Below are 23,692 nucleotides of genomic sequence, written 5' to 3'. Positions count from 1 at the left end.
AGGTTTCGTCCGACACCGCTTGTTGGCGAGTTCTGACACCGCCGGGCACGTGTCGGTGCCGCGGATGTTGGTTTGCGTCGACACCGCTTCCGCGCCCGACGGGTGTCAGGTTGTCCGCTGCTTTGTGGCTTGGGCCAGACGGTAGGAGTCGGTGCCGGTCTCGAGGATGGTGCCGCCGAAGGTGAGTCGGTCGACGATGGCTGCGCATAGCCGGGGGTCGGTGAAGGTCTTGGTCCAGCCGCCGAAGGACTCATTGGACGCGTTCGCGACCGAGGCCTTCTCCTCACGCTCGGTGAGGACCTGGAAGAGGAGTCTCCGAACTCGCACAATCGACCCACCGACGGTTTCCGACGTATCTTCTCCCAAGGTGGAGATCGGAGGTGCTACGTGAGCAATCGACGACTAGCGCCTGCACGCATCACGCGCTTCTGGATCCCTGAGGACGGCAGGTACGAGCTGACTCCCCGAGGGTGGCTTGCAGACCCTGAGGACGACTCCTATTTCAGATCTAACGCCGAGGCAGTGCCGACAACGGCATTGAGAGATTTCAGATGCCTCGTGCTGCTCGGCGAGCCAGGCATGGGCAAGACGGCAGCGCTGGCCGCAGAGCGTGCCCTGCTACCTGACGGATTCGACGGAGAGGATCTCCAGTGGAATCTTGGGCGGTTCGCCAGTGAGCTCCGACTGGAGGAACGCGTCTTCCGCGATCCACGGATCCAGGCCTGGTGTGCTGGCGAGGGCGAACTCAGCATGACGCTTGACGGCTTCGATGAGGCTCACAATCGCATTCCGAGTCTGCATTCCATGCTAGCGGACTACCTCGATGCCTGGCCTTGCTCCAGATTGTGGCTCCGGATCGTTAGCCGGGCTGCGGAGTGGCCGTCGTCACTGCCGGCGAAGCTGGAAACGCGCTTCGGTGCACTGAAAACCTATGAACTACTTCCGCTCCGGAGGAGGGACGCCGGGGCCATTGTGAAGGCGCAGGGCTTCTCTGCTCCTGACTTCCTGACCGCGATCGAGGCCGCACGTGTCGTTCCCCTTGCGGCACGGCCATTGACTCTGAACCTCCTCATCGCTGCCAGGCACGAAGACGGGCGGCTACCTGACAGCACGGTCGAACTGTACGAGCGGGGCCTGCTGGCGTTGGCCGACGAGCTGAACCCTGAGCGCCGAGACTCGGGCGCACCGGTCTTCCCACCACAACACATCCTCAGAACCGCTGAGCGAATGGCCGCGATCTCAATCTTCGGTGGCAAGCCGACGATCTGGACCGGACCGTCCGTAGAGGCCGACTCCAACGACCTGCATAGCGACGAATGCATCGAGCCCGGCGCCTACGATGCCGGCATCGGACCTCGGGAGATCCTTCGAGCAACATGGCAGACCGCGCTGTTCTCCCGCGCCGGCAATCGACGTCTGGTGTGGTCTCATGCGACGTTCGCGGATTACCTCGCCGCAAGGTGGGTGCTGTCGCAGAACCTGCGCCCACAGGAAGTTCGTTCTCTTTGTGCCGGCGACGACGGAGGCACATATTCTCGCACTCGGCAGATGGTCCCATGGCTTGTGGCCATGAGACCACAGGAGTTCAGATGGCTGCTGGCGTCGGACCCTGCGGGGTTCTTGGCTGGTACGGTCGAGCCATCCCAGGAACTCCGTTCTGAGCTTGTCTCCGCGCTCTTGACGGCCCTCCGTGCAGGATCTCTCTACTACAGCTACGACTGGAATCTTGCTGTACTCGCACATGACGATCTGAGCAGCCAATTGCTGCCTGTGCTTGCGGATGAGAGCCATGACGTAGTCCAGTTCGCCATCACGATCGCGCGACAATGCAACCTTCTCGCGCTCAGAGAGCCGCTGGCCGACATAGCGCTTGATCCCGCGCAGCGCACCGATCTACGCACGAGTGCCGCCCTTGGCGTCCATGATCTGTCGGCCGAAGACCCCACCGACAGACTCGCCAGTCTGCTGTTGGAACCGGAGGGGCTTGGCGAACGGGTCGATGACGAGTTGGCGGCAGCCGCACTCATGGCCTCATGGCCTCATGCAGTGTCAACCGCTCGAGTTTTCGAACTGATCGGCGCCGGCAACCGTCGCCGCGGACTCGGCCTGCACTCCATATTCGTAAGCGATTTCGCAGCCCGACTGACCGACGATGACCTGGAGGCAGCCTGCGCCTGGGTGACGAGCATTGCCGGTCAGTTGGCCAGCTCTCGCCTCACCGGGCTCATTGATTCGGTGGTACGACTCTGTGTCCATCACCTCAATCTAAGGTCTGCGCAGGAAGCCCTGAAGGCCCTGGTCAGGGAGCAGGCGGATACCTACGAGCCTCTCTTCGGCGAAGAACGCCTCGGAGCCCACCTAACCACAGACGACCGGCACATGATCGCCCTGGTTCTGTTCCAGGACGCGACCTTGGATCAGATCTTAGACCTCATCGAGTGGACCGGCCCGCACGAATCGACATTGCTGACGTCGGCTGATTTCGGCTGGCTCATAGAGAAGTACGTGGCCTCGGAGGGACCTCTCCAACAAAACATTGGTCACGCAGCGACACACAGCTACAACCCGGCCGACACGGAGCACAGCAGCATCGTATTGGGACTTCCCGCCGATCATCCGGCAGCGAAGTTGTTTGCCCACTGGCGGCAAGTGATCGAGCTGGACTCGCCCGAGGCTACGACGGGGCGAGAACGGCTGGCTGTGCATCGTGAGCATCGAGAACGTCGAGATCGGCGCCAGGCCGAGATGGAGGAACGAGGGCGGCTGATCAATCCACGTATTGCGGAATGCATAAGCGCTGCATTGCTAGGTGACCTCGAAGCATTCTGGACGGCCACACGATTGGTCACGATTCGGCCGACAACGGATCGTCCCGCGGACGAACTCAACCCGGACATCACTGCACACCCCCGTTGGACGGGCCTCCCTGAGTCAGTTCGTCGAGACTTCGTCTCCGCGGCAGTCACCTACCTGGCCGACGGTCACCGCTCCCCCGGAACGCCAGTCACCCAAGAGCTTTCGCGACTGCCATCACGTGCCGCCTTTCAGGCGCTTGTCCTGCTGTTACGAAACCGGCCGGAGGTGCTCGACGGCCTGGCCCCATCCGTTTGGAGAGACTGGTCCCCAATCTTGATTGCCTGGCCAACAGCAACCAATGGCGCTAGGCCCGATGACAAGGAGACGCTCCTCCGCCTAGCGATGCCGCATGCGCTTGATGCTCTTATCACCGCGCTCCTGGCCATGGTCGACAGGGCAATCGAGAATAGCGAGCCCCTCTTCTACGTGAAAGAACTAAGGACCCTTGCATCCGACGACCTCGCCGATGCTCTCCTGACGCGCCTCCGGCGCCCTATCCCCGCTGTCCCCCGCGAAGGCCTCGTCGAAGCACTCATCGAAACCCATCCCGACCGAGTCGCTTCGCTCCTCCTCCAATGGGTCAGTGACGAGGAGTTGGCACGAGATCCGGATCGAGGGAGTGCCGCTGTCAGCTGGCTCTTCAAGATCGGTCCGAGACAGGCTTGGCCAGCCCTTCGGCACTTGCTGGATGCTGCGCCCAGCTTCATGGAAAGCGCGATAGTTGCGCACGTCGCGCACAGCTACACCCGTGAGGTGCTCGACCTTCCCGAAGATGCCTTGGAGGATCTGTACGTCTGGCTTGAACACCACTTCGCGACTGCAGAAGATCCACACATCGAGGACGCACACATGGTCACTCCCCGCGAATCACTCGGCGAGTGGCGAGACAACATACTGGATATGCTCAGGAAGCAAGGAACACGGCAGGCTGTCGATGCCATCGCCCGGATTACCACGAAATTCCCCGACCGGCCCTGGTTACAAAGAGTTCTCATCGATGCTCGGGCAGCACGAAGAGAGCAGAGCTGGCAACCATGGACCGCCGGCGAGCTGGACCTGCTCGCCGACAGGAGCAGTGCCGCCCTGATCCGGACAGACCACGACCTGTTTGATGCGGCCCTTGATGCCTTCAGCGAGATCCAGAACAGGCTGCAGGGGGACACGCCGACAGCAGGCCTCCTTTGGGACACCTACTCCGGACGACCGAAGACCGAAGACCAGATCTCCGACTTCCTTGCAGATCAACTCAGCATCCGCCTCCACGACCGTGGCACCGCGGTGAACCGTGAAGTTCAGGTACGGCGAAACCGGCCGAGCGGACTTCCAGAACGCACAGACCTCCGGATCGAGGCCCTGCCTTCCCCGACGTCACCCGGCTCGCAGCCCATTCTCCTTCCCGGAGAAGTCAAGGGTGCGTGGAACAGCGACCTCTTTGCCTCTGTCCAAGACCAGCTCGTCAATCGCTATATGGCCGACTTCCAAACGAGCTTCGGCATCTTCGTCGTGCTCTGGTTCGACGAGGAATCATGGACCGACACGACCGACCGTCGCAGAGGGGCGGCACTCAGGCGCGGTCCACGCGAACGGCTAGCAACAGACCTTGGAGCGATAGCCGCCCAGCTCCGCAAGCACGGGCACCTCGTCGGCATCGTCGTCCTCGACGCGTCCCTCAGACGACAACGCCGACCAGTCCTGCCCGACTAGAAGGCAGTGCTCGCACCACCTGTCCCCGTGGGTGATAGGACGACTATCACGCCGGGCAGCATGTGGTTAAGGTCAGCGGTGATTACTGTGGCGGATGAAACACTGCTGGCGTTGGCATTGCATGTGTTTCGCGATGACTAGGCACGCCGCAGCATCAACGAATTCCCGTTCTGGACAAGCCGCTGTTGCCGGTCCCTAGGGCCCTCGGGATTGCATACCGGTTCAGAGCGCGAGTAAGGCCGAAGCGACTCACCTCAGCCCGCAGTCTGGGTGGCGCGCGCCTGATGGGCAGTGCCGTAGGGATTGTCGATGATGTATCGCCAGGTGCCGTCGGCCGTCAAGCGTGCGACGTCAGTCGTGCAGCCGCCCTCTTTTACGTCCTCGCAATCCTTGGCCGATCGCTGCGGATCTCCGCCGCGGTGCTCGGCATACAGCAGGCCGCTGAAGCCAGGAGGTTGACTGATGCCTGCTACGGGTCTATCAGCGGGTCCCCGTCGGGGGATACACACGAAGGCACTGGGCAAGCGTGCTCACGTCGAGTGTCTCGAGGGCCCAGGCGAGCCATTGCGGCTCGCGATCGAGGATCCGGGCAATGAGATTCAGTTGCTCAGGGAGAAGCAGATCACGATGAACGACGATCGACTCACGCACTTGCCTGCCGGGCAGGGGACGCTTGAAGGCCATACCGAAAGGGCCTACTACGTCATTCGATTCCAGGTCGCTTGATCTCAATGCCCTGGTCCAGACAATTCCAGCGACGTGGTGCCGGTCTTTGAGCAAGGGCCTACTCAATTCCGCCAGGGCGGCGAGCTTGTCCTCGATCCCCATCCCACTGAAGGGCGTGAGCTGGTGAAGCCCGCCATGATCTTCGATCCAGATCCAGGCAGGGCCCGCACCACGGGTCTGCGCCGCCTTTCGATCAATAACACCCGCGAGCCGCCGACTCTGATCGACTGCAACATCTGGACCAATGAGCTTGCCACCGCTGGCATCCGCGCGAGGCTGAGCCGTCAACTTGGCCGAGCCAAGATCCACTACCCCCGGACCGCCGCTCTCGAGGCAATGTGCAACAGCAGCAACCACGGCCTTGCGCCAAGCCTGCTCACGAGCCACGTTGAGAAATCCGGGAACATAACCAGTCCACGAAACATCAGCGCTCTGCCTCCACAGCCACATCACGTGATCGTCATAGGCCAACTCGTCTTGGTTGGGCACCGGCAGCGAGGACACGATCTCAACGAAAACCTCACACCCTCCGGCACGAATCAGGACATCACCCGGCCCACCGCGGCTCTTCGACGGTTCAACGAACACCTCAGCACCCCGGGCCAAACCCTGTGCCGCCAGACGCGCCTGCGCAAGGCTGTGCCTGAGGCGGTGCCCAGTGATGTCGGTGCGCAGCTCCTTCAGAACCGACTGCACCCCGGGGATGGAACGCTGCTTAAGGACCTGCAGGCTGCTCCACCACCGGAGCGTTTCGACGTACGCCGCGGACGCCGCCGCCTCGCTGAGAGCGAGCAATGGCGAGGTGGCACCAAACTCGGCGATAAAGTGCCTGGATGCTGGATCAGTAGCCTTCGGCAACCATGAAGAGCCGAAGAGCGTCTCCAAATCAGCAGCAGCGAGAGAGGCCAGGGCTCGTCCCTGCGGGGTCAGATAGCCGGCCGTATCCACACCACCGAACCAGGCGTTCCAGTCGAACGCTCGTTCGCCGCGATCAATCGCCACCAGAATGTCATGCTCAGCCGCCTCCACAGGCTCAAGACTCCCCCATCAGCCCACGACTGACCAATCATTTCAGGAAGCAGCTGACTGTGGCTCACTGCATCGATGCGGGCTGAACTTCCAACCCTGCTCACCGACCGGGAACGTCGGCCACGGCTTCGCACAGTTGGCGTAGAACTTGTGCTGCACCCGCAGACCTGGCGGAGTGGTGACTGTCAGCACTCCCAGGGCTGTTGGTTGATGTTTTGCGGTGACGTCCCAGCGACGAGCTCGATGTATTTCACCGACACCCCGTCAAAGCTGCCGAAGATGATCGCCGCGCCATCCCCGAAGATCGCGAGGTTCGGGGCCGGGTTTGATTCGGTGAGCGGTCCCGGAACCTCCTTCAGCCGCTGCTGATACGTTGCCCGAAGCTTCTTGAGCGTAGTTCCCACTCCGATGCCCTCAGGAATTCTAGCTCTGGGGCTCTTGATGAGAATTCCGTCGAGATCTTCCCTGCTGCCGTCGCGAAACTCGGTTCCACCCGGATCGCTGCCTCCCAGCGCGGCTACGACCTTCGGCGACAACTCATAGTGGACGTCGCAGACCTCGTTCACCGCATGAACGTACCCAGTCGCGATCGCGGTACGACTCGACATACCAACCCGCAGCGGTCCCAACCGACCAGGACGCAAGGTGAAGTCATTGACCGCAGGTCGAACCTCGACATGCGCCTCGAAGGCGGCGGAGTCCAATTGGCTGTCCGCGAAGTACTCGCCGAAGGTGAAACCTAGCGAGAACGAGAAGAGCGCCAGAAGCACGCGACGGGCGCCAGCCGCAGCAACGCCCAACTCCCGGCATCGAAAGCAGGAATGTGCGCGCCAACGTCGATGATGAGGTTCTTGATGTCGTCGTAGTTCGAAACGATGCATTGGTAGAGGACGCCGCTGGCCTTCCCCCAGTCGGTTGTTGCGAGATCATGGATGCACTGCCAGGTGGCGACTACACTGACAAGCGCCGCGATCGCCGGGTGTGCCTTACCGAGCGCGCTGCTCAACTCGTGGTAAACCAACCCGGCGACCGCATAGGAAAGATCTGGCACCGCCGACAGAATCGGGCCGTGCACACTCCGCACCTGTGACTCCGAGAAACCCATATGCAGCTCTGTGGACGGTGGCAGGAACGCGACGCCATCGAACATCGACCTCGCATCCGCCGGCACCCGGACCTGATCGGCAATCCCCCATACCAAGATATTTTCTGGGAGCGTTACCCCCGGCTGAGGACCACACCCACCTCGGTGCAACGGCCCGCCGCAGGCCCATCCCATAGCCGCGGTTGACCGCGACCTTAATCACCAGGATCTGCGGATCCTTCGGGTCACTGCCAGCGCACCACCGCATCGGCGAATTGGCCTCGTCAAGATATGTCACGGAAGTTGCCCAGTTCGGCACGTTGCCTTCGCAGCGGAGAGCATCCGCACGGTCCCCGCTGAGCGTTCCGACGGTCGCGAGGATATCGTCCCAGATCGAGAAGTGATGCACCGTGGCGCTCAGCATCCTCCGATCCGACGAAAGCTGCGTCGGCACGGGGATCCACTGGTGCGTCTGTGTATCGAGGTACGCAAGCGCGGCGGACTGGCCGGCAGGAACAGCATTGGATAGACGCCGGGTCAGCACCGCCCCAGCCCCCCCAATCGTCGACCCCTCGAGATCAATGCCAACCGGAGCACCACGGCGACTGCTGGACAGCGGCCCTGCCGGCCATCCACCGCTCGGTTCTAACGGCTGCAAGTCCAGCTGCAACGTTCCCTCGGGCCGTGAACCCGACGGTAGCCGTGCAGACCACTCGCCGTACAGCACTACCCCGCCAGCTGATCCAATCGTTTGCTCCACCTGAGACGTCGGAAGCGCGCTCGACGTCGCTTGGGTCGCCCCCTGTTCACCATCCGCTTTCGGAACCGACGCGCGCGTACATCCGCTCGTGCCCAAGACCCCCACAGCCATCATGGCAACTAACCAACGAGCCATTGTCATCGCAAACCCCAATGATGCAATCGGCACGCCGCCACACACCGTTACAGCGAGCCCGACTCACCACCACAACGCGCCGAGTGCTGCTGCTCAGCCAGGCGCAAAGGAAGGAACGTCCCATGAGATTCTCTTCGAAGGCCCGGGTCGGAACGGCGGTCGTCGCCGCAGCCGGACTCGCCGTCGCCGTCGCGACCACCGCCGACGCCAGCCCCCGACTAACGACGACGAACTACTACCTCCAGTTCACGAATCACGGCGGCTACGTGGCACAGACCTGCTACCACTTGCTGCCCGCCGCCGTCGCCGGCGACTACTGGCACCAACCGCCGGAATCCCACCACCCGGCGCGCGCACATCCCCTCCGGTGCCACATCAGTGGAGGTGAGCTTCGACCGGCTCGATGCCAGCCACTTCCGCGAGTACGCCAACAAGACGCTCTCGAACGGCCGCAATTGGGCTACTTCATGCTCGCGACGTCTTCGGCACGTACGCCACCGGATCGGTCTGCCCGGACTAGGCATAATCAGCTGTCGGCTCGGATGGTGATCGCCGAGCCATCCGTCAACGCCGAGAATGTCAGGCCCGCACTGGTCAGGGCAAAGACATCGGAGTGGTGTGCGGCCGATATAATGCCGACGCGGTCTGCTCGATCACCTACTGTCCAAACCTCGACAGGTAGATGCGCGTCGACGATCCGCAGCGTCACTGCCAGCGGCGCGGACGGGGCCGGCTCCATCGGTACGTGAAGCTTCGCGGATGCCTCTGACGACGAAAGAAACTGCCGCAGAAGACCGGTCGACGCATCCCGGGTAACGTCGGCAAGATCCTCGATCTCACGCGGCGTGGCATCGAACTCTTCGATCCACCCCTCGATGTGGAGCAGCCGCAGCCAGTCGACGACCTGCTCGAGTTGCCTGCCGTCGGATGCCGCACGCTGTCCCACCACATAGGCCAGGCGCCGAGAGCGAACGCCGCGCCCCAGCAGCCCGATGGCCTGCTGGGTGTCAACTCCATACCTGATCATGTATGTCAGGTCTTGTGGCAGTCGCGTAGGTGACTCGATCTCTTCGAGGATCACATTCGCTTGCTCGATCACGGCACCGACGGTCCAGCTGAAGAAGTGTTCGAACGCACCGCTGATCGCATCAACTGTCTGCTCGAGCCTCCAGGCCGCGTTCGTGACGGTAGGGAGAAGCTCCGCGGCCAGGGAGGGGACGTCGAGGCCACCCATCCAGAGTTTCAGCGCAGGCACAGGTGGTACGACCAAAGTCGACCTGCTGCCGACCGTGGACTTGAACGTCCACGCCTTGCCGCACTCGGGCAGGGCCAGCAACGCCCCGAACGCATCCACCGATGCGAAGATCTCCAGCGTTTCGTCGACGGACAGCGTCTGCTTCGTGCCCTCACCTTCCATGACCGGGTGAGCCGAGTGAGTCTCAACGGCAACGGCCGTCGCGACATTCTCCAACGCACGGGCACTTCCCAGAGAGGTCCCCGCGGTCGCCCAGCGGTGCCGGCTCTCCGAAGGGGTCCGGTCATACGCTTCGCGGACACGTCGTCCGAGCGCCAGCCAGCGCTCGGCCAGCTCCGGGGGCATCTGAGCGAAACCGAGCAGCCGCTGCACGGCGCCGGCGATGTGGAAGCTCGTCAGCATCTCTTCCAGCCGCTGCTGTGCCGAGAAGACGAACCACAGAAACGACGCGAAGTCCGCGGTTGCGCTGTCGGCCAGCTGGAAGATGGCATCGGCACTCGCCGCCAGCAGGCCCTCGGCCTCGGCAAGCTGCTCCACAGCCCTCTCGGACATCAGCGATGACTGGATTTCGAGATCCTCGTCGGCCGGCCGCAACTGATCGAAGTCCGCGGGTTCGGGTTTCTGCTGCAGCGCGAGGATGATCCAGCCCTCGGTTTCGCGTCCAGCGCGGCCCGCCCGGCCGACCGCGTTGAGCAGACGTGCCGGATCGAAGTGCTGCGCCGGGTCCTGGGTCGGGAATCTCGTTTCGGAGATCAGCACGGTCCGCACGGGGAGATTCACGCCGTCGGTGAGCGTCGTGGTAGCCACCAGCGCCACGATCTTCTCGGAGCGGACCCCCTGCTCCAGCGCGTCCAGAACGTCGACAGGCAGTCCGGCGTGGTGGTACCCCACACCCTTGCGAAGGCAGCCCACGAGAGGGTGTTCCTCGCCGATCCGCTCGACGAGAAAATCGACGAGATCACCCGTCCGGGTACTGTCCGGCAACTGCGCGGCGAGCGTCTCGGCCGCGCCGCGAGCGTAGTCCCGGCGAGAGACGATCATCAGCAGGCTCCCGGCGTGCAGGAACACGCGGGCCGCAGTGGCACAAATCTTATAGAAGGGTGTAGTCCCGGAGCTGACATTGCGCCGGTCAGTTCCATCTGGCGCGAACTCGAAGCGCTTGGCGCCGAGCGGAGAGTCTCTTCTGGTCCACAGCTCACGCGTTGATGCCTCGGCCGGTTTGATCCGTAAGGTGCCGATGACGTCGTAGTCCTTGCGCAGCGGATGCGACTTCGACCGGGTGCTGCTCACACGCTCGGTGTCCCACAGAATCGTCGAGTTCAGGATGCCGTGAAGCCGCCGCGGACCACGCCAGGACGAGGAGAACAGGACGCTCTCGCTGCTGTCGTCGAGCCAGCTCGCGACCTGCTTGGCGTTGCCCATCACCCCGGACAGCAGGACAAGTCGGGTGTCGGTGGTCGCGAGCAAGGCGAGAAGGGATTCCAGCAGGAATCCACGGTTGGGTTGTGCCACCAGGTGCGCCTCGTCGATGACGAACATCGAGAAGCGGGACAAGACACCGTCAGGATCGCGGCGCAGCATGTGGGCGAGACGCTCCGGTGTCATGATCTCGACTGTGTTGCTGCCAGACCAGAAGAACCGGAGCAACTCGTTGAGGTCCAGTGACGCGAAATCTGGAAGGTCGTCCCCGAGGCCCTTCTGCAGAATGCGCAATCGGCTCGCGAGTGCCTGACGCATCTCCCGGCCGAGACTCCGCAACGGAGTCACGTAGCAGACGTCACCGCTGCCAGTGGCCAAATGGTGGCAGATGATGATTTGCGCGAGCAGAGTCTTGCCTGCGCTGGTCGGAACCGACAACAGGAGTCGCTTTGTCGCTGGATCCAGGGGATTCAGCTCGGTGCGGCGGAGCAAATCACGCTGGGGCGGCCACAAGGTCAGCACCGGCGGACTGCCGATGGTGAACGCTTGTGCGAGCTCATCAGGCGAGCCGGGCGGCAGGACGCGCCAGATGCTGGCGGTCTCCATCCCGTCTGCGATCGCCAGCAGGTGTGCCGCCACCCAGCGCGCGTCATGATCACCCTCACCTGCCGTCAGATCGACGACCGAACGCAAGGCCGCACGAGCCTCCGCCAGCCGTGAGCCATACCCGTAGCGAAGGAAGATCACCAGGTCCTCCACCGCGGAGACGATCTGCTCGCCCGGGCCGAACATCGTCGTGACCAGGCTGTCCATCTCGATCAGGTCCCGCGTGGCAGTGATCTGACGCTTCCAGCCGACCAGCAACTCCGAGACCCGGTTGAAGTCCAGGCCGAGGAACGCGACGCCGGCACGGATGGCCATCAACGAGAAGGACCGTCCGATCGAGGCGGACTCGGTGAACGGGACGACAAGCACCTCGCCACGCTCCTCACGGTCGCCCGGAGCCACGTCGGCCAGGTCAGCGTCGACACGCCTCCAGATCGCCGTGGCGTTCGGATCAAGGTCAGAGCGTCGGTACCCCACCTGAGCCGCGAACGCGAACGTCAAGCGCTCGACGGCCGTCCGTCCCTCGGCTCCCAGCGCGAGATCGAAGATGTGCGCCGAGACCCGAAAGGCCCGCTGCTGACGTACGGGCGTGTAGAGGCCCTCTGCGTTCGCGGCGGAAGCAACAGCGTGCAGGTACCAAGCGGCTGCCAGCACTGCGTCGTCGACCTCGCCAGGACCGACGAAGGCTCGTACCTCGATCTCCGCGATCAAGTCGATCAGTTCGTCGACTGTCGGCAGCGCACCGTCAGGGTGACCGCTTCCGAGCGCGTCGGCCAGGTCTTCTGCCTTCAGAGCGCGGTCCACAAGTACTCCCTCACAGTGACAGCGATCTGATCGAGCTCCTCGACGCTGACGAGTAGCCCCTCGAGCTGGCCGGGCTGATCGAACTTCATGAAATGACCGCCCATCGTGGTGAAACACGCATTCGGCGGGGGGACCTTGTCGGAGGCGACGCTCACTCCTACCCCCGCACGCGGGTCGCCGTCGATCCACAGGTCGGCGAGTTCCTTGCCGAGATCGCCGACCGCCCCAGGGCTCAGCGACAGGGGTGCCGTCAACTTGGCCAGGTATTCCTCGGCCCTTTTGGACACCTGGGTGTAGGCCTTGCCTGTCGCGTTCGATATCGAGCCGACGCCCGTGTGCTTCTTGGTCTCCCAGAGCCGGAAGAACGTGGTGCCGGTGCCCGTCTCCGTGTAGAGCACCAGGCCGTCCGCACCCTGCTCCGTGACGGTGAACTTGGGCGGCTCGAGCCGCAAGATCGTGCGGGACGGATCCAGCAGATCCCGAGCGTGGAGATACCAGAGCCACTCCCCGACGTGTCCAGTCAGGTGATCGAGGGACTTCGGCTTACCTGGCACCCCGAATACGTCGTTCACGAACGCGGCCAGCAGATCCCGGTCCCCCCCGATCAACTTCGTGCCGGTGGTCACCGAGTCGAGCCAGAGCTGCTTCACTCGGGAGCGCCCGCCACGACTCTCCATGACCTCTTCGGCGATGATCCAGGCGACCGCCGCACGCTGAGCGTCCGTGAGCCCGATCGCCTTGACGTGATGCCAGCGGCAGGTGTGCGCAGCACCGGCATGTGCCAGGGAGCTGGACAACAGAGCATCGAGCTTGTTCGCTACCGACCTGGCGGACTTCATCGCTTCGACGGCGTCCACGGGCACCGGGGTGACGGCCACCGCGGCTCCCATCTTCGGCGTAGACATACGTGCCACCCGGTCCCTCCTCGCCCAGAACTGTGCCGCGGAGTGTCGGTCGCATTCTCACGTCGGGTGGGCTGACTTCAGGTTGTCGTCGGCCCGGAGTCCAGGCTAGGTAGTTCGGAAGACACCTGCGACCGGGACACGCCCTGTGAGGGGAAGACGCCAGCGGCGGCGGAGCTTGACCTACCGCTGCTTCCTCTCACCCGCTCGGCCGGCGCCGACCTCATCCTGTGCGCCTTCAGCCGCCACGTGGTGCGACGCCCTGCAGACTGGCCACCCACCGTGCACCTAACCGGCTATTGGTTCCTCGACAAGGACCCGCAGTGGGCACCGCCACCGAACTCACAGACTTTCTCGCCGCAGGTCCACCACCGATCTACGTAGGCAGCGGCAGCCTCGCACTCGGCTGCCGCGGGACTCCGCGCCGGACGCCCGACCCCTCGTCGTCTGGCCGACCTTCTCCGACCAGCCTTTCTGGGGCGAACGAGTCGCCGCTGGCCAAGTCACTCGCCCGCGACCGAACCACCTCGGGCGCTCAGCGCGCTGCGCGGCACCTGCAGAACGAGAACGGAGTCGAATATGCCTGCGACATGATTGTCCGCCGGGAGGCGTGACTAATTCTGCTGCCGATGGCATGCTGAGCACTCCTTCGTGGGGGGAGCAGGAATGGATCCGATCTCACTGATCCTGGGGGCGCTGGCCGCCGGCGCACTGAAAGGAATCGGCGATGCCGCCGGTTCGGCGATCAAGGACGCCTACTCCGGTCTCAAGGAGCTCGTCGCCGCTCGCTTTCAGGGGAACGACAAGGCAGCACTGGCACTGACCGCCTACTCCGAGGACCCGCAGACATGGGCCCTGCCCCTGAGCAAGGCGCTCGATGAGGTGGACGCGGGCCAGGACGAGGACATCCTCCGCGCCGCCCGCGCGCTGATGGAGCTGGTGGATCCGCCCGGCGCCGCGCAGGGAAAGTATGCGGTGACCATCCGCGACAGCCAAGGCTTCCAGGTCGGCGATCACAATCAGCAGTCGAACACCTTCGGCGCCGGCTGACGGGCCCGTTCCTGAGCAGGAGATCGATGCCGGAGCATTCCGACGAAAGCCCGAAAGTGGAGATATCGCACTCCCAGGGTTTCATCGTCGGCGACTACGCGACACAGCACAACACCTTCGTCCGCGCCCAGCGCAGGACACGGAGCCAGCAGATCACCGATACGGCCGACCAGTTGGCCATCGCTGTCCGTCGGCAATGGCGATACGAAGCGACCTGGCGCCAGCTCGACGATCCGTACGCCCTCCCGGTGAGCTGGCAGGCGGCGGACCCGGCCTTGGTGGCCGGCTGGGAAACGATCCAGCGCATCGCCAGCAGCGGTCCGGGCTGGCCCTCCGGCGGATCGGAGTCCTGGGCGGCCGGCCCTGAAGAACTGGCCGGCTCGGGACCGGATCTGCTCGCCACCCTGACCCGGGTCCCGACCGGCCGGCTCGTGGTCCTCGGTGAACCGGGATCAGGTAAGACCATCCTTCTGCTCCGGCTGATTCTCGACCTGCTGGAACGGCGCGAGCCGGGCGGCCCCGTGCCGGTCCTTGCCCCACTCGCTTCCTGGGATCCCGAGGAGCACGACCTGTACGGCTGGATCGAACGCTGGCTGTGCACCGAGAACACCGCCCTCGCGACCAAGCTCAAGCACGGCCCCCCGGTGACACTCGCCCGGGGGCTGCTCGAGGCCGGACTGATCTTCCCCCTTCTCGACGGTTTCGACGAGATGCCGACGCACTTGCTCACCTCCGCGCTGGGGAAGATGAACTCTGCTCTGCAGTCCGGGCAGCGACTGGTTCTGGCCTGCCGAACAGATCTCTACAGCCAGGCGCTGAGCACCGCCGGAGCTCAAAAGACCAAACTCGCCGGAGCAGCCGGCGTCGAGCTCCGTCCGCTGGATCCGGCGGTCATCATCGATTACCTCACGGAGTCCGCCGGCGGCCCGGAGGCGGATACGCCGTGGCCGGACATCGCGGCCGCTGTCGCCGCCGACGACCGGGGTGCACTCGCTCAGACCTTGACGACGCCGCTGATGGCGTCGCTGGCCCGCGCCATTTACAACCCTAGGGTCGACGAGCTGATCTCCGAGGTTCCGCGCAGCCCTGCCGAACTGCTCGATACAGACGTCTTCGCCACGCGCACAGCGGTCGAAGAACATCTTTTCGACCAGTTCATTCCGGCCGCCTACCGGCCCTACCCGGACAACCTCAAAGGCAACCGCTGGAGCGCCCCCAAGGCCCAGCGGTGGCTGACCTTCCTGGCCCGCGATCTGGAGCACCGTCAAGGCGGCACCACCGACATCGCCTGGTGGCATCTCACCGGAGCCGCACCGCGCCCGACGGTCGGGCTCCTGGTCGGCTTGGTGGCAGCCGTGGCCGGAGCCCTGACGATCCCTTGGCGAGGCTGGGGCGTCGGCCTCATCACGACGCTCGCGATCGGGCTGGTGATCCGCGGACGCGTCAAGCCCGCCAAGCCGGGCCTGTCCCGTGCGCTAGCCGGCGGCATCCTCGGTGGCGAGTTGGCAGCGTTCATCGCGTTCCTTGTCTTCGGCGCGGGTCCGGGCAACACGTATGTCGCCGCCTTCGTGGCGGGTGGTGTTGCCGTGGGCATCGTCTCGGCACCGATGAGCAGCTTCAGCGTCGGGCTGGTCAGCGCGCTGGGCGGAGAGCTGGCGATCGCGTTCTACGAGCGCGCCGGCTTCACCGATCCGGTGCGAACATCGATCGGCGACGGCTCTTACCTAATCAACGGCGTGGCGCTCGGCCTGGTCGCGGGACTGTGCGCGAACCTACTGAATCGCCGGGCACCGGCCCGTGGGTTGCGCTGGTCGTGGCGTGGCTTCGCAGTCGGAGCAGTTGGTGGCGGTCTCTTCGCGATCGTGGTGTCCCTCACCATCCATGCGGGGGCCGCGATGATCGGTGGAGCGCTAGCGATCGTGACCGGCGGGCTGGCCGGTGGCCTTTACGAAGCCGCCACCCCAACCGACCTCGCCAAAGCGAACTCGCCGGCCGTCGTTCTGGCACGGGACCGCAGCACGTTCCTGGTCTCCCTGGCACTGGCGCTGCCGCTGTGCGCGACCATCGGCCTCAACACCGCGCTGAGCCCGCCGGACCCCTTCAACGGATCTCGCAGCGGGGCCGGCTTCGGGCTGGGAGTCGGTGTCGCCCTCTTCATCGGCATCGGCTGTGCCTTCGCCTTCTTCCAAGCGACGTGGGGAGGCTTCATGATCGTCCGCGTCTGGCTCGCCACGTCAGGACGACTGCCGTGGCGGCTGATCGCGTTCCTCAAGGACGCGCACACCGGGCGGGGCGTCTTGCGTCAGTCGGGCGCCGTCTATCAGTTCCGGCATGCCGAGCTCCAGCGACGGCTGGCCCGTCACTGACGAGAAGGGTTCGTCACTTCCGCAAGGTGCCGCAGAACCGCCGAGTACGACTCGACGAGGCCGGTCTCGGCGTATGCCAGCCCGTGCTCCCGGCAGTACTGCTCGACGATGGGCTTCGCCTTCTTCAGGCAGCACACCGGCATGGTCGGGAAGAGGTGGTGCTCGATCTGATAATTCAGGCCGCCGAACGCGCGCTCGATGACACGACCACCACGGATGTTCCGGGCGGTCGCCGTCTGGCGCTGGAGGTAGTCCGTCCGCGCCCCTTCCGGCCAGACAGGCATTCCTTTGTGATTCGGAGCAACCGTCCCGGTGATATACGCACCGAATCCCCTGGTTGACCATGGTGAAGGCAGCGATCTTCAGCGGCGACATTGTCGCCATGAGCGCCGAGCAATAGCCGGCCACATGCACGGCCAAGAGCGCCGATTCGATGAGTACGGCGCGGCCCGGCAGCTTGCTCAGATTCTTAAAGTGACTGAAATGCAAAGCAAAACCCTGGGCCAGAAACAGCAGCGGAAAGAAATAGACAGCCTGGTACTTCGACACCCACGATCGGCCGGTCCACAGGCGCCGTTCATCTGCCCAGAGCACGATGACGCTGTTGCTGATATCGGGATCGAATCGGGGATCGTTCGGATGCGCGTGGTGTTTCCGGTGCCGTTCGTTCCACCAGCCATGGCTGACCCCGGCCGCGAGATTGAGGTGGAGGTAGCCCAGCACATTGTTCGCGCGTCTCGATCGGCTGATCTGACGATGGCCCGCGTCGTGGCCGATCATCGCCATTTGGCTGGTGACAATCGCCAGATAGGCGGCGATCGGCACCTGCCACCACGAGTCGCCCGCCGCAGCGAACAGCAGCACCCCCAGAGCGAAGGCCAGGAGATTCGTACCGATCCGGCGGACGTAGTAGCCAGTGCGCGGCTCGAGCAAACCCGCCTGCCGGACCAGCGAGCGCAGCTCCCGGTAGGTGCCCCGGGCAATGGCAGGTGGCGCTGTTTCGTCAGCCATCGGAGCCCCCCGCGTCGCGGCCGGCCAGGATGAACTGATTGACGTCGAAATGCCCGGCCCGAAAACTCGCTTCGCAGCTGGCGAGGTAGAACTCCCAGGTGCGCTGAAAGACATCACCGAAGCCCAGCGCCTGTACTTCGTCCGCCGCATCGGCGAAGCTTTCGCGCCAGATCCGGAGCGTCTCGGCGAAGTGCGGCCCGAAGGCCATCCGATCGACGATCGTCAGGCCGGAGTGCTGCCGCAGAGCTGCCGCGAGCGCGGGCGCGGACGGTGGCTTGAAGCCGGGGAAGACATACTCGTTGACCCAGGTCCTCGAGTTTCGGCTGCTGCTGAAGCGATCCGGCCGCATCGTGATGACCTGCAGCCCGATCCGCCCCGAAGGCGCCAACTGCTGCTCGAGCACCTCGAAGTAGGCGGGCCAGTACTGCTGGCCGACCGCCTCGATCATCTCGATACTGATGATCGCGTTGTACTGTCCGGCGCCCAGCTCTCGGTAGTCCCGCAGCTCGGCCGTGATCCGCGACTCCAGCCCGCATTCCCGGACACGACGCTGGACAAACTTCAGTTGTTCGGCCGAGATCGTGACGGTGCGCACCTGCGCTCCCCGCTCCGCGGCCCGAATCGCAAGACCGCCCCAGCCCGTTCCGATCTCCAGCAGCCGGGACCCGGGCCCAACCTTCACCAGGTCCAGAAGACGGTCGTACTTCCGGTTCTGGGCGGCCGCCAGCAAACCTCGATCCGCCAGCAGCCGCCCGTCGTCGCCTACCTCGAAGAGGGCCGACGAGTAGGTCATCGACTCGTCCAGGAACAGCGCGAACAGGAGGTTCGAAAGGTCGTAGTGGTGACTGATGCTTTGCCGCGCGCCGGCGAGCGAGTAGGCATCGCCATCCCCTCGCCGCTGGGAGACAACAGGTCGAAGAGCGCGCAACCAGGCACCGGGCCTGCTGTCGGTGGCCGCCAGGAGGCGGCACAGCAGCCCTACCAGGTCCTCCGCCCCCCATGCCCCGTCCTGATACGACTCCCCAAGCCCGCGGATCCCGCCGGCAGCCAGCCGGCCGTAGAATGCCTCGGCGGAGTGAATGACCACTTTGTGAGAGTCTGATGGCCGGGCCGCCGCGGCCATCTCCTTTGAATCAATTAATTGAATATCCAGACGCTTGGCGAGCACCGGAAGCAATCGGGAGAATAGTTCGGACCGCACCCGTATGCTAGGCATCGGTCCCGGTCGCAGCCGCCATCCCAATCGGCCCTCGTCCGGGCTGGCATTACTCACTTGATTCCAGCATTTGAGTGATTCCTCCCGAATCCCGCCGGGCAGTCGCCCTCCGCAACTCAAGTAGAACCTGAGGAATGGCCGCTCAGCAAGATCCGGAACTGAATACCGAACCCACCCACCGACCTCGAGCTCGACCCCAACTGACGATCGAAGTGAGGTTCGGGCAGCACTACAGACCCTGCTGGACGAGGACGACACGGCGGACCTGATCGATTCCGATCATCAGCACGCAACGAGGTCGCACGCGAGGGCAGGTTGCACGGCCTCGAGAAGGTCCCTCGGGCGCCAACTCGACCTGATGGTCGGCGAATCGGATCCTGGAATCAGCTTCGCCTATTCCTCCTGTACAGCCGGCGGAACGCGAGTCCCCGATTGCTGCTCCGCGCTCGGCGCAACTGATCAGTCTCGGGGCGATCGTTCGAGCATCTCCGGCTCAAGCTCAAGGCGTGTGGTTAAGGTGCGTGTACCCCCTCGGACACTGTGAGGGTCCAAGTTCTTGGGACTGGACCCGGTTCTATGAGTTGCCCGGTTAGACCATCAACTGCGCCACCGCCCCGGACTGCTGCACGGGACGTCCATGGCGCCCGGGATCTCGTTAGCCCTGGCACGCTGACTTGGGTGTACTACTGCAAACAGTTACGTCGCCCCGACGGGTGGACGGACGAGGATCGAGCCGGGCTGACCAGCCTCATCCAGGGCGTCGACTAGCTTCGGCAGCGGTTGGTTAGCGCGCCGCATTGGCTTGCGGATAGGAGGGCGGTTCAAGCGGTTGTCTCATGACACGTCTGCATCAAGATCACCGTCGCCTCGGCCAAGTGGAGCCTCGAAACTCGAGGAAGCCGGATTTCGGCAGATCCGGTAGTTGGAGCGGCGTGGTCACGGACCCGCGACGCAGTCTGTCACGGTGGTCCAGCGCTGGCACTTGCGTGCGCCTGCCGCAGTCGCCGACGCACATGCTCGCCGCGATCGCGCAGACGCACAGGTGATCCTGGCGGTGTGACAGCAAGTTGTCGTCCGCAGCGTGCCCAACGGGTGTCGCCCAGAGTCAAGGTCCGCGCGAACCATCGCTGGCCTGGTCGCATGTCCCACGGGTGAGCTTATCGAACACCGCGACCTGCCAGAATTCACCTTCAGTCGTGCCCGCCGATCGCACGTAACGCGAGGTAGCACCCTTGAGCCTTCCACGCCCATCGCGTCGGGACGTCGAACAGACCTGGGACCGGCACTCGTACCGGCCATAAGAACCGTCCTGCTTCTGGACAGTCTCTTGAAGCCATATCTGCACATCTCAGTGGGGACATTTCGGAGCCATGCCGATCCACGCTCTTTCTGTAGGCTATGGCGGCCGAGATCATCAGCGCGGCTGGTCCAGCTTGGACGATGCGACCACGACTTGAGCCGGGCGGAGGAGTTGAGCGCCAAGCAGGTAACCCGGCCTGAGCACGTCGAGAACGTCGCCGTGAGTGTGGCCGTCTACCGGTTCGCTGCGGACAGCCTCGTGCAGCCGCGGATCGAAGGAGCTTTCCTCAGGAACGGCACGTACTCCTTGCCGCCGCAGGATTTCCAGCAGCTCGTCAGCGATACTTTCCAACGCTTCATCGCCTTCTGGCGGAACCAACGACCGGATGCGATCGACGACTAGGAGCACGGCTCGGAACACTGGGCCGAGCAGTTGCTCGCCGAAGCCCCCGCGGCTGCCCTCCAGCTGCTTGTACAGCTCATCGAGTTGCCGGTCCTTCACCTTGTCCTCGAGGAGCCGACGCTGGAAGAGGTCACGCAACCCGGAGATCTCGTCGAGAAGCTCCGCCAGCGACGGCTTCGTGCGTTCAGACTCCATGACGGGCGATGCCGAGCAGCTTCGCGTTGTGCTTCCAGACCGGCATCCGGTGAAGCACGACGTACAGCGTGACGACAGCGGCGATGATCAGGATCCCGAGGCCGTTGTAGGCGATCAGCAGGAGCCCAACGAACGCGGCGAGCGCCCAGCCGCCGAGACTGGAGTGGAAGAACTTCACCTGCTCGGCCCGTTCGGCCAAGTCGAGGTTCTCGGTCAGCGATGCGCGCAGCGCCTTGTCGTCGTACTTGAGTTTCAAGGCTCGTCCGGACATCTGCTGGGTGACCCTGATCTGCGCCTCCGAGGTGAGGATGTATGTTCCGCCCTGCATCCGCGACCACTTCGTCAGATTCACATCGTGCAGCGCCAGCGCGAGGTAGTACTGGAAGAACTCGACGGCCGGGTACTCCTTGACCACCGCCTCCATCAGTTCGAGCGCCTTCTCAGGTGCGCCCTGGTGGATGAGGATGTTCGCGATCGCGGTGCGATACACCGGATCCCCGGGTTCCAGTCGCAAGGCGATCTCGTACTCGTTCAACGCCGGAACCAGTTGCCCCCGCGCGGCGTAGGCCTCGGCCAGGTCGAAGTGATATCCCGCGTTGTTCGGCTGCAGCCGGATGGCCTCGTTGAACTCGAACTCCGCGTCGCCGTACTTGCCCATCAGGAACGACGAGTTGGCCCGGATCGACCAGGCCTCATGATCCGCCCCATTCACCGCGATGGCTTCGCGGGCCGCGTAGTACGCCGAATGGGCGTTGTTCTGCTCGAAGTATTGCCGGGCTGCGACCAGCCAGTCACGATGCTTGTCGTCGGTACTAGCCGGCTCGACCTGCCGCGGTCGTGCCGTCCTGATCTGCTCGTCGAAGCGACGCCGCTTGGCCGGGTCGAGCAGGACGCGCTCAGCCTCCGCCAGATCGCGGATGCGTTGCTCGGCCTGCGCACGTTTGACCGGATCGGCCTGGGCCGCCCGCTTGTTCCACGCCCGCCGCTGCTCCCGGATAGCCCGCTTGACCGTCTCATCATCGACGGTCTCCGCGATGCTCAGGAGCTCGTAGAAGTTGACCAGCTCCAGTGTGTCCGTCATAACTCAGCCCACCCCTAGTTCTTTGTTCTTACGGATAGCCTCGGCGAGTTCCTCGTCGGTGAGGTTCGCCACGTTGTCGAGCTCGAACGTGCCCAGCGATGCACCCGCGGTGAGATCGATGACCTCGACCTGAATCGTTTGATCGATGTCGTAGTGCAGGACCACCTGAATCGGTGCTCCGGCGTCGTACGGCGGAATCTCGAGTGGCTGTCCACCGTCGGGATAGCGCCCCTTCGTGACCAGCCGGACATACCCGGGATCCTCGTCGTCCCCCTGAGTGACGTGCACCCGGATCGCTGTCTGTCCGTCGTCCGCCGTACCGAAGATCTCCGCACCCTGGCTCGGAATCTTGGAGTTCCTGGCGACGACGACGGTGTTGCGCGGTATCCGCTGATCGTTCAAGGCGATCACGCCCAGGCCCTGCGACGTCACGTCGCTGATCCGCGGCGCCGGGCCGTCCAGGATTGGCCCATCGGGACTCAGCAAGTTCGCCTGGATCGCGGCGCCCAAGGCGACCAACTCGTCAGGGTTGTCGACCCGGAGCGGTTGCCGGCCGGAGATGTCCGCCACCATCCGTGGCACCATCGGCATCCGCGTCGAGCCGCCCACCAGAAGGACGTTGTCGATGTCGCTGAAGGCCAGACCCATCTCCTCTACCAGCGAGATCGTGAGATCGCGGGACTGGTTCAGGAGATCGGCGGTGATCTCTTCGAACACCTCCCGCGTGATGATGATCGACTTGGTCACTCCGCCACCGCTCAGGACGACCCGGGCGGTCGTCGCCTGGCTCAGGACGTGCTTGGCCATTTCGGCCTTATCCCTCAGGTCGGCCTCGGACTCGAAGGTCTGGCTCAGATCTCGTCCGCCGGCTTGCCGAAACTGATCGTTGAGCCATTCCATCAGGCGGTTGTCCCACTCGAAACCACCCAGCTCGTGCAGCCCGTCGGTTCCGATCACGTCGAAGTCACCGCCCGCGATACGCAGCACGGTGACGTCGAACGTGCCGCCACCCAAGTCGAACACCAGGACCGTCGCTTCGCCGGGATTGACGAACCCGTACGCCAGCGCTGCAGCGGTCGGCTCGTTCAACACACGCAGGACGTTCAACCCGGCGATCGTGCCCGCGTCCCTGGTCGCCCGCCGCCGCGCATCATCGAAGAACGCCGGCACGGTGATGACTGCATCCGTCACCTGGCCAGCACCGAGCACCAGTTCGGCGTCCTCTTTCAGCCGGGTCAGGATCATCGCCGAGATTGCCTCGGGACCGTACTGTTCGCCGGTCGAGGTCTCGAACTTCCAGTCCGGGTTGCCCATCTGACGCTTGACGAATTGCACCACATCAAGCGGCGCGGTGACCGCGGAACGTTTCGCCATCGAGCCGACGAGGACGGATCGGGCGTCATCGAACAGCACCACCGACGGAGTGAGCCGCTCACCTTCGCGATTCGACAGCAATACAGGCTTCCCGGTCGGCATGACAGTGGCAATAGCCGAAAAGGTTGTCCCCAGATCGATACCGACGATCCGGCCGACCGCCGCCATCTAGGCCCTGCCCGGATTCATGTGTTTGAATTTTCCGAGCGCGGCGGACTCGGATTCCCGATCGGTAAACCAAGACACCGTTCGGCAGTTGTCGCTGCAAGCAATGCAGCGGATCCCCTGCGCCGGACGCTGCTGGCGCCGACAATGGCCGCAATAATAGACCTCGTTCTCCGCCATCGCTGTGATTCCTTCCTTGTGGTTTGTATTAACTGTGGCTTGCATTAACTGCGGGCTGCGCGGCTTGCTCGC

Annotated in this window: 14 protein-coding genes and 1 pseudogene; 3 read left to right on the top strand and 12 right to left on the bottom strand. The window is 64.1% G+C overall.

Annotation, left to right across the window (positions count from 1 at the left end; all coding sequences use genetic code 11):
• Positions 1-105: 105 nt before the first annotated feature.
• Entirely contained in the window at positions 106-327 is a 222-nt protein-coding gene (locus DIZ26_RS06985) for an ATP-binding protein (RefSeq protein WP_408610208.1), read from the bottom strand.
• A gap of 60 nt (positions 328-387) precedes the next feature.
• Between DIZ26_RS06985 and DIZ26_RS06975 the strand changes: the two genes are divergently transcribed.
• Entirely contained in the window at positions 388-4,560 is a 4,173-nt protein-coding gene (locus DIZ26_RS06975; protein WP_157979619.1) for an NACHT domain-containing protein, read from the top strand.
• A gap of 480 nt (positions 4,561-5,040) precedes the next feature.
• Here DIZ26_RS06975 and DIZ26_RS06970 read toward each other — a convergent pair whose 3' ends face one another.
• From DIZ26_RS06970 to DIZ26_RS06950, 5 genes are all read right to left on the bottom strand, one after another.
• A complete protein-coding gene (locus DIZ26_RS06970; RefSeq protein WP_112238863.1) occupies positions 5,041-6,315 on the bottom strand; it encodes a hypothetical protein in 1,275 nt (424 codons plus the stop codon).
• A gap of 185 nt (positions 6,316-6,500) precedes the next feature.
• Positions 6,501-7,085: a hypothetical protein gene (locus tag DIZ26_RS06965; protein ID WP_112238862.1), complete on the bottom strand. Its 585-nt coding sequence runs from the start codon at positions 7,083-7,085 to the stop codon at positions 6,501-6,503.
• Entirely contained in the window at positions 7,055-7,465 is a 411-nt protein-coding gene (locus DIZ26_RS06960; RefSeq protein ID WP_112238861.1) for a hypothetical protein, read from the bottom strand. The genes DIZ26_RS06965 and DIZ26_RS06960 overlap by 31 nt, the downstream gene beginning before the upstream one ends.
• Before the next feature lie 1,355 nt (positions 7,466-8,820).
• The gene (locus DIZ26_RS06955; RefSeq protein WP_198675956.1) at positions 8,821-11,832 is read right to left on the bottom strand and encodes a DEAD/DEAH box helicase; all 3,012 of its coding nucleotides are present in this window, start codon (positions 11,830-11,832) and stop codon (positions 8,821-8,823) included.
• Positions 11,833-12,362: 530 nt separating this feature from the next.
• Positions 12,363-13,292, bottom strand: coding sequence for a hypothetical protein (locus DIZ26_RS06950; protein ID WP_198675955.1), 930 nt, complete (start codon positions 13,290-13,292; stop codon positions 12,363-12,365).
• Between the two features lie 654 nt (positions 13,293-13,946).
• On the opposite strand from DIZ26_RS06950, the gene DIZ26_RS06945 reads away from it, so the two are divergent.
• Together DIZ26_RS06945 and DIZ26_RS38780 are read left to right on the top strand one after the other, a co-directional pair.
• Complete coding sequence (locus DIZ26_RS06945) at positions 13,947-14,330, top strand: RIP homotypic interaction motif-containing protein (protein WP_112238858.1); 384 nt, start codon at positions 13,947-13,949, stop codon at positions 14,328-14,330.
• A gap of 26 nt (positions 14,331-14,356) precedes the next feature.
• Entirely contained in the window at positions 14,357-16,696 is a 2,340-nt protein-coding gene (locus DIZ26_RS38780; protein WP_112238857.1) for an NACHT domain-containing protein, read from the top strand.
• Here the strand turns inward: DIZ26_RS38780 and DIZ26_RS38775 are convergent.
• The 6 genes and pseudogenes from DIZ26_RS38775 to DIZ26_RS06910 form a co-directional block, all read right to left on the bottom strand.
• The gene (locus DIZ26_RS38775; protein ID WP_112238856.1) at positions 16,690-16,980 is read right to left on the bottom strand and encodes a fatty acid desaturase family protein; all 291 of its coding nucleotides are present in this window, start codon (positions 16,978-16,980) and stop codon (positions 16,690-16,692) included. The two genes, DIZ26_RS38780 and DIZ26_RS38775, sit on opposite strands and share 7 nt — an antisense overlap.
• 106 nt (positions 16,981-17,086) lie before the next feature.
• A pseudogene (locus DIZ26_RS38770) lies at positions 17,087-17,707 on the bottom strand (fatty acid desaturase family protein); the annotation flags it as partial.
• A complete protein-coding gene (locus tag DIZ26_RS06925) occupies positions 17,700-18,875 on the bottom strand; it encodes an SAM-dependent methyltransferase (protein ID WP_157979617.1) in 1,176 nt (391 codons plus the stop codon). The gene DIZ26_RS06925 and the pseudogene DIZ26_RS38770, both read right to left, overlap by 8 nt.
• A gap of 1,462 nt (positions 18,876-20,337) precedes the next feature.
• Positions 20,338-20,820, bottom strand: a complete 483-nt coding sequence (locus DIZ26_RS06920; protein WP_112238854.1) for a nucleotide exchange factor GrpE — start codon at positions 20,818-20,820, stop codon at positions 20,338-20,340.
• A complete protein-coding gene (locus DIZ26_RS06915) occupies positions 20,810-21,901 on the bottom strand; it encodes a tetratricopeptide repeat protein (RefSeq protein ID WP_112238853.1) in 1,092 nt (363 codons plus the stop codon). Before DIZ26_RS06915 ends, DIZ26_RS06920 begins: the two co-directional genes overlap by 11 nt.
• Before the next feature lie 3 nt (positions 21,902-21,904).
• Positions 21,905-23,443 (bottom strand): Hsp70 family protein, encoded by a 1,539-nt coding sequence (locus DIZ26_RS06910; protein ID WP_112238852.1) that lies wholly within the window; start codon positions 23,441-23,443, stop codon positions 21,905-21,907.
• Between the last annotated feature and the right edge of the window lie 249 nt (positions 23,444-23,692).

Source organism: Kribbella monticola (genome assembly GCF_003261635.1).
GTDB classification, from domain to species: Bacteria; Actinomycetota; Actinomycetes; order Propionibacteriales; family Kribbellaceae; genus Kribbella; species Kribbella monticola.
This window is presented reverse-complemented; position numbering and strand designations above follow the sequence as displayed.

Coding starts and splice junctions, on each gene's coding strand:
- DIZ26_RS06960 (WP_112238861.1), bottom strand. CDS start 7,465: ATGTTCGATGGCGTCGCGTTCCTGCCACCGTCCACAGAGCTGCATATG.
- DIZ26_RS06945 (WP_112238858.1), top strand. CDS start 13,947: ATGGATCCGATCTCACTGATCCTGGGGGCGCTGGCCGCCGGCGCACTG.
- DIZ26_RS38780 (WP_112238857.1), top strand. CDS start 14,357: ATGCCGGAGCATTCCGACGAAAGCCCGAAAGTGGAGATATCGCACTCC.
- DIZ26_RS38775 (WP_112238856.1), bottom strand. CDS start 16,980: ATGCCTGTCTGGCCGGAAGGGGCGCGGACGGACTACCTCCAGCGCCAG.
- DIZ26_RS06920 (WP_112238854.1), bottom strand. CDS start 20,820: ATGGAGTCTGAACGCACGAAGCCGTCGCTGGCGGAGCTTCTCGACGAG.
- DIZ26_RS06915 (WP_112238853.1), bottom strand. CDS start 21,901: ATGACGGACACACTGGAGCTGGTCAACTTCTACGAGCTCCTGAGCATC.
- DIZ26_RS06910 (WP_112238852.1), bottom strand. CDS start 23,443: ATGGCGGCGGTCGGCCGGATCGTCGGTATCGATCTGGGGACAACCTTT.